Consider the following 9,907-nt stretch of genomic DNA (forward strand, 5'->3'; position numbering starts at 1 on the left):
CCCCCGTCCGCCGCCGCCGAGCGGGGTGGCGACGAAGGGGCGGGCGGCGGACGGGGGCCGCGCGGGCGGCTGTCCGCCGTCCGCCGGGGCGAAGCCCGTCCCGTACACCGTGACCAGCCCGGCCCGCTCGTCCGGCGTCGCGTCCTCACCGGCGCCCTCGGCGCCGGCGCCGAACCACCGCACTCAGCCCTCCTGGGATGCGGTGTCCGGCAGCTGCCAGCTGGCGGTGATCGTCATGGCGGCCTGCGCGCTGCCCCCGGCGATGCCGAGCTTGAGGTCCTGCCCGATCTGCACGCCGAACTCCACGGACAGCTCCTGCGGAGGGTTCTCCGTGCGCACGACGGAGTCGTGCACCTCCTGGAGCAGCGGGCCGAGCGGGCTGAGCACCGCGCGCAGCCCGTCCCCGGCGAGTGCGGCCAGCCGCTCGCCGGCCCGGCCCACCGGCTCGACGGTGCCGGCCCCGTCGGGCAGATCGGGGCGGGCGGCGGGCACGGCGGACGCGGGCGTCCCGACGGGGGCGAGGGCGAGGCGGACCAACGTGCGGTCGGACAGATGCAGTTCGGCGTACTCCGGCATCCGCCCATTGTGCCGCCTGCGTCCCCTGTGGCCACCCGTTTCTTCCGATCGGGGCGCGTCGAAGCGCTGTCTGTGGTGTGCGAGGGTCCGGGGCACGGTGATGCCGCTGGACGGCCAGCTCCCGAAGTGGCGCCAGTACATAATGTCCGGACAATGTGACCTCTGGACTTCCCGTCATGGGGATGGGCGGATACGCTCGGCGGCGTGGGGAAACACGAAGCAGTCACCGAGGGCGCCGAAGGCCCTGTCCAGTTCAGCGTCGACCGGAGCAGCCCGGTACCGCTGTACTTCCAGCTGTCCCAGCAGCTGGAGGCCGCGATCGAGACCGGCAAGCTGGCCCCGGGCAGCCTGCTCGGCAACGAGATCGAGCTCGCGGGGCGGCTGGGGCTGTCCCGGCCGACCGTACGGCAGGCCATCCAGTCCCTCGTGGACAAGGGGCTGCTCGTCCGCCGCCGCGGCATCGGCACCCAGGTCGTGCACAGCCAGGTCAAGCGGCCGCTGGAGCTGAGCAGCCTCTACGACGACCTGGAGGCGGCCGGCCAGAAGCCTGCCACGAAGGTCCTGCTGAACACCACCACCGAGGCCACCGCCGAGGTCGCCGCCGCGCTCGGCGTCGCCGAGGGCGCGGAGGTCGCGCTCGTCGAGCGGCTCCGGCTCACCCACGGCGAGCCCATGGCCCATCTGCGCAACCACCTCCCGCTCGGACTGATCACGCTGGAGACCGCGCAGCTGGAGAGCACCGGCCTGTACCGCCTGATGCGCAACGCCGGGATCACCCTGCACAGCGCCCGGCAGGCGGTCGGCGCGCGGGTCGCCGACGCGGCGGAGGCCGAGCGGCTGGCCGAGGAGGAGGGCGCCCCGCTGCTCACGATGCAGCGCACGACGTTCGACGACACCGGCCGCCCGGTCGAATTCGGTTCGCACGTCTACCGCGCCTCGCGGTACGCCTTCGAGTTCCAGCTCCTCGTGCGTCCCTGAGCATTCCGCCCTCGGGTAAGGATGTTCTGACAAACCATTGACGTGGCGTGTCGTACGCCGCTAGAACTCCTCCAGCCGCAATCGGGCGGCGGGGGAGCGAAGGCGGTCCACGATGCGTACCGTGCGCACGATATGTACGACCCACCGGAGGACACGCGCCGTCGCGGCCGCGCTCGTGGCGCTCGCCCTCGCCGCCGGCTGCAGCGGCTCCGGCGGGAAGAAGTCCGAGGAGGACGCCGCGTCCGGCGCCTCCGGGAAGGCCGCCGGTACGCCCCGCATGACCATCGGCATGGTCAGCCACTCCGGGGAGGGCGACACCTTCTGGGACATCGTCCAGACCGGCGCCGAGCAGGCGGCGAAGAAGGACAACGTGAAATTCCTCTACGCCAATGACAAGGAGGGGTCGCGCCAGGCCGAGCTGGTCCGCAGCATGACCGACCAGAAGGTCGACGGGCTGATCGTGACGCTCGCCAAGCCGCAGGCCCTGCGGTCGGCCGTGCGGACCGCCGTGAAAGCCGGCATCCCGGTGATCACCATCAACTCCGGCGGCGAGTACTCCCGGGAGTACGGCGCCCTCACCCACATCGGCCAGGACGAGACCGTCGCGGGCCGGGCGGTCGGCGAGGAGCTGAACAGGCGCGACCGTGAGAAGGCGCTGTGCGTCATCCACGAGCAGGGCAACGTCTCCCTGGAGGACCGCTGCGCCGGGGTGAAGAAAGCTTTCGACGGTACGGTCGAGAATCTCAACGTCGACGGGACGAACGCACCGTCCTCGCAGTCCTCCATCGAGGCGAAGCTCCAGTCGGACAAGGACATCGACGCGATCGTCACGCTCGGCGCACCCATGGCGGCCATCTCGGTCAAGGCCCGGGAGCAGGCCGGCAGCGCCGCACAGATCGCGACCTTCGACCTCAACGCCGCGGTCGTCAAAAGCCTCAAGGCGAAGGACATCACCTTCGCCGTCGACCAGCAGCCCTACCTCCAGGGGTACGAAGCGGTCGATCTGCTCTGGCTGAACCGGACCAATGCGAACGTACTGGGCGGCGGCCGCCCGGTGCTCACCGGCCCGGCGGTCGTCACCGACAAGGACGTACCGGCGCTGGAGAAGTACACCGCTCGCGGGACCCGCTGACCCCGGGCCCAGCAGGCATAACGGATACTTGGCGGTTGGGCCCGATCCGTCGGGCCCACGGAATGACTACGGACAGTGAGATCCGCGGGATCCCATCGATCCAGCGATCCAACGAGAAGGGCACGACCTCGTGGCAAGGGTTCGGACAGGGGCACGCGCGCTGGGCGCCGTGCTGGCAGGGGTGCTCGGCCTGGCCCTGGCGGGCTGCAGCGCCACCGGCGGCAAGCGGGCCGAGGAGGCGCGCGAGGCGCAGGTGGCCGGCGGCCGGGCGGCCGTGAACACCCCGAAGTGGACCTTCGCCATGGTCAGCCACTCGGGCGACGGCGACACCTTCTGGGACATCGTGCAGAACGGCGCCAAACAGGCCGCCGCCAAGGACAACATCAAGTTCGTCTACGGGCACGACAAGGAGGGCAACCGGCAGGCGCAGCTCGTGCAGTCCTACATCGACCAGAAGGTCGACGGACTGATCGTCACGCTCGCCAAGCCGGACGCCATGAAGGGCGTACTGGCCCGGGCCGAGAAGGCCGGCATCCCGGTGATCACCGTGAACTCCGGCTCCGAGGTCTCCGAGAAGTACGGCGCACTCACCCACGTCGGCCAGGACGAGTCGATCGCCGGCGAGGCGGTCGGCGAGGAACTGAACAAGCGCCACAAGAAGAAGGCCCTGTGCGTCCTGCACGAGCAGGGCAACGTGGGCCACGAGCAGCGCTGCGACGGCGCGCAGAAGACGTTCGAGGGCACGATGAAGAAGCTGTACGTCGAGGGCACGAACATGCCCGACGTGCAGTCCTCCATCGAGTCCCAGCTGCAGGCCGACCCGAAGATCGACTCCGTGGTCACGCTCGGCGCGCCCTTCGCCGCCACGGCCGTGAAGGCCAAGGACCAGGCGAACAGCAAGGCCGAGATCGCCACCTTCGACCTGAACGCGCAGGTCGCCGACGGGCTGCAGGACGGCTCGCTCGGCTTCGCCGTCGACCAGCAGCCCTACCTCCAGGGCTACCAGGCGGTGGACCTGCTCTGGCTGTACAAGTACAACTCCGACGTCCTCGGCGGCGGCCGTCCGGTGCTCACCGGACCCCAGGTCGTCACCAAGAAGGACGCCGCCGCGCTGGCCGAATACACGAAGCGGGGGACCCGATGAGCACCGCCGCACCACCCGCGGAACCGCAGCCCGCCGAGCCGACCGAGGGCCCGGACGAGCGCCTTGTGCACCGCTCGCTCGCCCGCCGCCTGATGGGCCGCCCCGAACTGGGCGCGGTGGTCGGCGCGATCGCCGTCTTCCTGTTCTTCTCGTTCGCGGCAGACACCTTCCTCCAGGCGGACAGCCTGTCGACGGTGCTGTACGCGTCCTCGACGATCGGCATCATGGCCGTACCGGTCGCGCTGCTGATGATCGGCGGCGAGTTCGACCTGTCGGCCGGCGTCATGGTCGTCAGCTCGGCGCTGATCTCCTCGATGTTCAGCTACCAGATGACGGCGAACACCTGGGTCGGCGTCGGGGTGTCCCTGCTGGTCACCCTCGCCATCGGCGTCTTCAACGGGTTTCTCCTCACCCGTACGAAGCTGCCCAGCTTCATCATCACGCTCGGCACGTTCTTCATGCTGACCGGCCTGAACCTCGGCTTCACCAAGCTGATCAGCGGCACGGTCTCCACGAAGTCCATCGCCGACATGGAGGGCTTCGAGTCGGCCCGGGTGCTCTTCGCCTCCCACCTCACGATCGGCGGCGTGGACATCCAGGTCACCATCCTGTGGTGGATCGCGCTGATCGCGCTGGCCACCTGGATCCTGCTGCGGACACGGGTCGGCAACTGGATCTTCGCGGTGGGCGGCAACGCGGACGCGGCCCGCGCGGTCGGTGTCCCGGTCACCAAGACCAAGATCGGCCTGTACATGGGCGTCGCCTTCGCCGCCTGGATCTCCGGCCAGCACCTGCTGTTCTCCTACGACGCGATCCAGTCCGGCGACGGCGTCGGCAACGAGTTCCTCTACATCATCGCGGCGGCCGTCGGCGGCTGCCTGATGACCGGCGGCTACGGCTCGGCGATCGGCGCCGCGGTCGGCGCCTTCATCTTCGGCATGACCAGCAAGGGCATCGTGTACGCCCAGTGGAACCCGGACTGGTACAAGTTCTTCCTCGGCGCGATGCTGCTGCTCGCCACGCTGCTGAACGCCTGGGTACGCAAGCGCGCGGAGGCGAGCAAATGAGTACCGCGACCGACTCCGAGCCCCGTACTGAAGCGGGCACGCCGCTCGTCGAGCTGAGCGACGTCAGCAAGTACTACGGCAACGTCAAGGCCCTCGAAGGGGTCTCGTTGGAGGTGCACGCGGGGGAGATCTCCTGCGTGCTCGGCGACAACGGCGCCGGCAAGTCCACCCTCATCAAGATCATCGCGGGGCTGCACCAGCACGACGCCGGCTCCTTCACGATCGAGGGCGAGGAGGCCCGGCTCGCCTCCCCGCGCGAGGCCCTGGACCGCGGCATCGCCACCGTCTACCAGGACCTCGCCGTCGTCCCCCTGATGCCGGTCTGGCGGAACTTCTTCCTCGGCTCCGAGCCGACGAAGGGCTTCGGCCCCTTCAAGCACCTCGACGCCCGCGCGATGCGCGAGACCACCCGCTCCGAGCTGCTGCGGATGGGCATCGACCTGCGCGACGTGGACCAGCCGATCGGCACCCTCTCCGGCGGCGAGCGGCAGTGCGTGGCCATCGCCCGCGCGGTCTACTTCGGCGCCAAGGTCCTCGTACTGGACGAGCCGACCGCCGCGCTCGGCGTCAAGCAGTCCGGCGTGGTCCTCAAGTACGTCGCCGCCGCCCGGGACGCGGGCCTCGGCGTCGTCCTGATCACCCACAACCCGCACCACGCCTACCTCGTCGGCGACCGCTTCGTCCTCCTCAAGCGCGGCACGATGGCCGGCAGCCACCTCAAGTCGGAGATCGCGCTGGACGAGCTGACCCGCCAGATGGCCGGCGGCAGCGAGCTGGAGCAGCTCAGCCACGAACTGGAGCGCGCGCAGGGCCCGGAGCACCTCGGCGGCCACCCCATGCACTGAGGCCGGGGCGTACGGGTGCCGGCGTCCGGGTACGGGTGCGGCGCGCGGGACGGCTTCCGCGGGGGCGCCGGTCCCCGGCGGTAGCTTCGCCGGTACGGGGGTCAGCCGACCCCGCGGCGCGCCCGCGCCGAGTACGGCACACGCACAGGAGGCACGACATGACCAGCGCCCCGAGCGGCGAGACCACCATGCGCGCGATCACCCAGGACGCGCTCGGCGGCCCGGACGTCCTGCGGATGTCCGAGGCGGCGCGGCCGGCGCCGCTGCCGACCGAGGTGCTGGTGCGGGTGCACGCCGCGGGCGTGAACCCGGTCGACTGGAAGACCCGGCAGGGCGGCGGCATGGCGGCCGTGCTCGGTGACCCGCCGTTCACCGTCGGCTGGGACGTCTCCGGCGTGGTCGAGGAGGTCGGCTTCGGCGTGCACACCCTCGCCGTGGGCGACGAGGTGTACGGGATGCCGTGGTTCCCGCGTGAGGCCGGCGCGTACGCCGAGTACGTCACGGCCCCCTCCCGGCACTTCGCCCGCAAGCCCGCCCTGCTCAACCACGAGCACGCCGCCGCCGTGCCGCTGGCCGCGCTCACCGCCTGGCAGACGCTGGTCGACACGGCCCAGGTGACCGCCGGGCAGCGGGTGCTGATCCACGCGGCGGCCGGCGGCGTCGGCCACTTCGCCGTGCAGCTCGCCAAGCACCTCGGCGCCCACGTCATCGGCACCGCGACCGCCGCCAAGCACGACTGGCTGCGCAGGCTGGGCGCCGACGAGCTGGTCGACTACACCGCCGTACGGTTCGAGGACGAGATCCGGGACGTCGACGTGGTCATCGACCTGGTCGGCGACGACAAGGACGACACCAGTACCCGGTCGCTGGGCACGCTCCGCTCCGGCGGTCTGCTGATCGCGGTGCCCTCCGGCGTCGCGCCCGAGCTGGCGGACACCGCCCGCCAACTGGGGCTGCGGGCCTGCGGCTTCCTCGTGGAGCCGGACGGCGCGGCCCTCACGAAGATCGCCGAGCTGATCGACAAGGGCGTGGTCAAGGTCGAGGTGGAGGACGTCCTCCCGCTGGAGCACGCCGCCGAGGCGCACCGCCGCGGAGAAGAGGGCCGCACCCGCGGCAAGCTCGTCCTGAAGGTGCGGGACTGACGCTCAGTCCCTTACTCCGGTGGGAAGGGACAGCACCGAGCCCGCGTGCAGCGTGATCCGTGCCGGTACGAGGGCGGTGGCGTCGGCCGCGGGCTCCCCGGTGCCGGGGTTGCGGGCGTAGCGGGGGTGCGCGCCGCCGCTGAGCTGGAGGCGGACGCGGTGGCCTACGGCGAAGCGGTGGGCGGTGGAGCTCATCGGCACGGTGACCGTTGAGGGCGCCGGCCCGTCGGTCGTCAGCCGGACCAGCCCGTCGCAGACATTGGTGGAACGGTTCTCCGCGTCCACCTCGCACAGCCGGGCGAAGACGTCCGCGTGGCCGGTGTCCGTGGAGACCCGCAGCCGCGCGCTGACCGGGCCGAGCACGTCGACGGGCTCGGCCAGCGGCGGGCTCGTGAACGTCAGGACGTCCGCCCGCGCCTCCAGGTCGCCGTTGTCGCGGGGGCCGGCTCCGGGGGAGAGCAGCGGACCGCCCACGGAAGGGGTGGGGTCGGCCGGGTCGTAGCGGAGGGTGCCCGGCGGCGCGGAGTCCGCCGGGGGCCGCCGGGTGAGGGTCCCGTGCGCTGCGGGGAACCAGTCGGTCGTCGCGGGGGCCGGCGGCCAGTCGTCGAGGTCCCGCCAGCCGCCTCCGCCGCCGACGTGCACGCGTACAGGGGTGGGGCGCAGGCCGGCGGCGTCGCCGCACAGGTGCGCGCGCAGCCAGCTCACGCTCTCGGCGAAGACCTCGGGCCAGCCCTCCTGCATCGCGGAGGTGTGCGTCCAGGGGCCGACGAGCAGGGAGGCCGTGCGGCCAGCGCGGCGCAGCCGGTGGTACTGCGCGAAGGTCTGGTCGGCCAGCGCGTCGTGCCACCCGGTGGTCAGCGCGGTGGGCACGCCCGGCCGCTCGGCGGACGCCGCCATGGAGGTGCCGTGCCAGTGCGGGTCGTCGGCGTCCGGGTGCGTCATCGCCCCGTCCAGCCAGGGCACGTCCCCGAGCGCGGGCACGTACGCCTTGCGCAGCGGCAGCGCGGTGGTGATCTCGCGCAGCCGGCGCTTCAGGCGCAGCATCGCGCGGACGAGGGGCAGGATCCCCCGGTGCTGGTACGTCATGCCCGCGCCGACGGCGAGCGCGTTCTCCAGGTGGAAGGCGCCGCCCGCGTGGAAGAAGGCGTGCGGATCGTGCAGTCCGGCCTGTACCACCATCGCTTTCAGCTCCGGTGGCGGATCGAGCGCGAGCGCCCACTGCACGTACCCCAGGTAGCTGGGGCCGACCGTGCCGAGCGTGCCGGTGAACCAGGGCTGCCGCCGCAGCCAGGCCACCGTGGCCAGGCCGTCGGCGGCCTCCTGGCGCCACGGGTCGAACCGGCCGCCCGAGCCGCCCGTGCCGCGGCAGCTCTGCAGGACCACGTGGAAGCCCTGTTCGGCGAAGAGCATGCCGTACATGGGGGACCAGGGCAGGCCCCTTCCGTAGGGCGAGCGCACGAGCAGGGTGGGGAAGTCGCCCGCCGCGCGGGGGAAGTAGTGGTCACTCAGCAATGGAGTGCCGTCCGCCGCCGGCACCACGAGCCCCGGTTCCCGGCCGGCTTCGTAGCGCTTGGCCGGGAGCCCGCGGAAGGTCGCTCGCATCATCCGTGCGGACAGCGGCGGTTTCGGTGTCATTCGTGTTCTCCCCCTCGTTCCCCTCCAGTATTTCCGTACACTGTACGAGAATAGTGGGACGCGAAGGAAGGCGAAGAACGTGACCCGTCATGACGGAGCCGGCGTCGACCCCCAGCAGCTCTGGCTGGGCACCGCCCGGACCGGCCGGGGCCGCAAGCCCGCCTTCAGCCGCGAGGCGATCACGGCGGCGGCCGTCGCCCTCGCGGATGCCGAGGGGCTGGACGCGGTCACCATGCGGCGCGTCGCCGCCGAGGTCGGCGCAGGTGTCATGTCGCTCTACAGCTACGCACCCGACAAGGAGACGCTGCTGGAGCTGATGGTCGACCACGTCAGCGGCGAGCTCCCGACGGACGAGCCGCTCACCGGCGACTGGCGCAGCGATCTGAAGGCCATCGGCCACCTTCAGCGCGCGCTGATGCTCCGCCACCCCTGGCTGCCCGCCGCGCTGACCGCCCGCCGCACGCTCGGTCCGCAGGCGCTGGCCTTCCTGGAGCGCGCGCTCGCGGCCCTGCGGCCCACCCGGCTGGACGGCGCCGCGAAGCTGGAGGTCTTCAGCCAGCTCACCGGCTTCGTCGCCGGGCACGTCGGGTACGAGATCGCGCAGGCCGCGGCGGCGGAAGCGCCCGGCCGGGCCGCGGCCGAGGCCCGTTACCTCGCCGCCGTCGCCGCCGACGGCCACCACCCGGAACTCGCCGCGGCCCTCGCCGCGCCGGGCCGCCCGCTCACCCCGGAAGCCACCTTCACCCGGTTCCTCGACCGGCTGATCGACGGCCTGGACACCGGCTGATCACGTCCTGGAGGTACGCGTGTCAGCCGGTCCCCTGGCGGGCCGCGACCGCCAGCCGGGTGTCCTCGTCGACCAGGTCCGAGTTGATCGCCTGGGCGGCCTGCACCCCGGCTGCCGCGGCGCCGATGACCTGGTCGGAGAGGGACGTGATGTTCCCGGCCACCCATACGCCCGGCACGTCCGTGGCCCCGGATCCGGCCGCCGGTACGGAGCTGCCCACCACTTCCTCGTCCGACCGCTCCACCTCGGCGGACAGCCCCAGGGAGGCGAGGAGCCCGGCGCGGGCGGTGAACCGCGGCTCCACGACCAGGGCCTGACAGGGCACCCGCCGGCCGTCCGCCAGCCGCACGCCGGCCAGCGCGTCGTCCGCCACCTCCAGACCCGCCACCCGCCCCGGCACGATGGCGACGTCCCGGGCGGCCAGCCGCTCGTACTCCTCGGCGCCGGGCTCCGGCGAGGCGTGCAGCAGCAGCGTCACGTCCGTGCTCCACTGCCGCCACATCAGGGCCTGCCGGCAGGCGAGCGGCTGGCCGCCCGGGACGTCGCCATCGTGCCGGGGCGGGTGGCGGGTCTGGAGGTGGCGGACGACGCGCTGGCCGGC

10 protein-coding genes and 1 pseudogene are annotated in these 9,907 nt (G+C 72.2%); 7 read left to right on the forward strand and 4 right to left on the reverse strand.

The annotated features are described in order from the left end of the window. Both CCS38_RS34300 and CCS38_RS34305 read right to left on the reverse strand, forming a co-directional pair. Positions 1 to 183: pseudogene (locus tag CCS38_RS34300) on the reverse strand (hypothetical protein); the annotation flags it as partial. Beyond that, the gene (locus tag CCS38_RS34305) at positions 184 to 576 is read right to left on the reverse strand and encodes a CU044_2847 family protein (RefSeq protein WP_223737469.1); all 393 of its coding nucleotides are present in this window, start codon (positions 574 to 576) and stop codon (positions 184 to 186) included. It lies immediately after the preceding pseudogene. Positions 577 to 780: 204 nt separating this feature from the next. On the opposite strand from CCS38_RS34305, the gene CCS38_RS34310 reads away from it, so the two are divergent. The 6 genes from CCS38_RS34310 (at position 781) to CCS38_RS34335 (ending at position 6,884) form a co-directional block, all read left to right on the forward strand. Then, positions 781 to 1,554 carry a GntR family transcriptional regulator gene (locus tag CCS38_RS34310; RefSeq protein ID WP_223737471.1) on the forward strand — a complete coding sequence of 258 codons (774 nt, stop codon included), beginning with the start codon at positions 781 to 783 and terminating at the stop codon, positions 1,552 to 1,554. Positions 1,555 to 1,666: 112 nt separating this feature from the next. Next, positions 1,667 to 2,686, forward strand: coding sequence for a sugar ABC transporter substrate-binding protein (locus CCS38_RS34315; RefSeq protein WP_223737473.1), 1,020 nt, complete (start codon positions 1,667 to 1,669; stop codon positions 2,684 to 2,686). Positions 2,687 to 2,816: 130 nt separating this feature from the next. Then, a complete protein-coding gene (locus CCS38_RS34320; RefSeq protein WP_223737475.1) occupies positions 2,817 to 3,830 on the forward strand; it encodes a sugar ABC transporter substrate-binding protein in 1,014 nt (337 codons plus the stop codon). After that, entirely contained in the window at positions 3,827 to 4,897 is a 1,071-nt protein-coding gene (locus CCS38_RS34325; RefSeq protein WP_223737477.1) for an ABC transporter permease, read from the forward strand. The genes CCS38_RS34320 and CCS38_RS34325 overlap by 4 nt, the downstream gene beginning before the upstream one ends. Continuing rightward, the gene (locus tag CCS38_RS34330) at positions 4,894 to 5,742 is read left to right on the forward strand and encodes an ATP-binding cassette domain-containing protein (RefSeq protein WP_223737479.1); all 849 of its coding nucleotides are present in this window, start codon (positions 4,894 to 4,896) and stop codon (positions 5,740 to 5,742) included. Before CCS38_RS34325 ends, CCS38_RS34330 begins: the two co-directional genes overlap by 4 nt. Positions 5,743 to 5,900: 158 nt before the next feature. Then, complete coding sequence (locus tag CCS38_RS34335) at positions 5,901 to 6,884, forward strand: NADP-dependent oxidoreductase (RefSeq protein WP_223737481.1); 984 nt, start codon at positions 5,901 to 5,903, stop codon at positions 6,882 to 6,884. Positions 6,885 to 6,887: 3 nt separating this feature from the next. On the opposite strand, the gene CCS38_RS34340 is transcribed toward CCS38_RS34335, so the two are convergent. Beyond that, positions 6,888 to 8,519, reverse strand: coding sequence for a CocE/NonD family hydrolase (locus tag CCS38_RS34340; protein WP_223737483.1), 1,632 nt, complete (start codon positions 8,517 to 8,519; stop codon positions 6,888 to 6,890). Positions 8,520 to 8,598: 79 nt separating this feature from the next. Between CCS38_RS34340 and CCS38_RS34345 the strand changes: the two genes are divergently transcribed. Next, positions 8,599 to 9,306 (forward strand): TetR/AcrR family transcriptional regulator, encoded by a 708-nt coding sequence (locus CCS38_RS34345; protein WP_223737485.1) that lies wholly within the window; start codon positions 8,599 to 8,601, stop codon positions 9,304 to 9,306. A gap of 22 nt (positions 9,307 to 9,328) precedes the next feature. Here the strand turns inward: CCS38_RS34345 and CCS38_RS34350 are convergent. Further along, positions 9,329 to 9,907, reverse strand: a 579-nt coding sequence (locus CCS38_RS34350; RefSeq protein ID WP_504740356.1) for an NAD(P)/FAD-dependent oxidoreductase, incomplete at its 5' end; no start/stop codon positions are given.

The organism is Streptomyces purpurogeneiscleroticus, assembly GCF_020024005.1.
Taxonomy (GTDB): Bacteria; Actinomycetota; Actinomycetes; order Streptomycetales; family Streptomycetaceae; genus Streptomyces; species Streptomyces purpurogeneiscleroticus.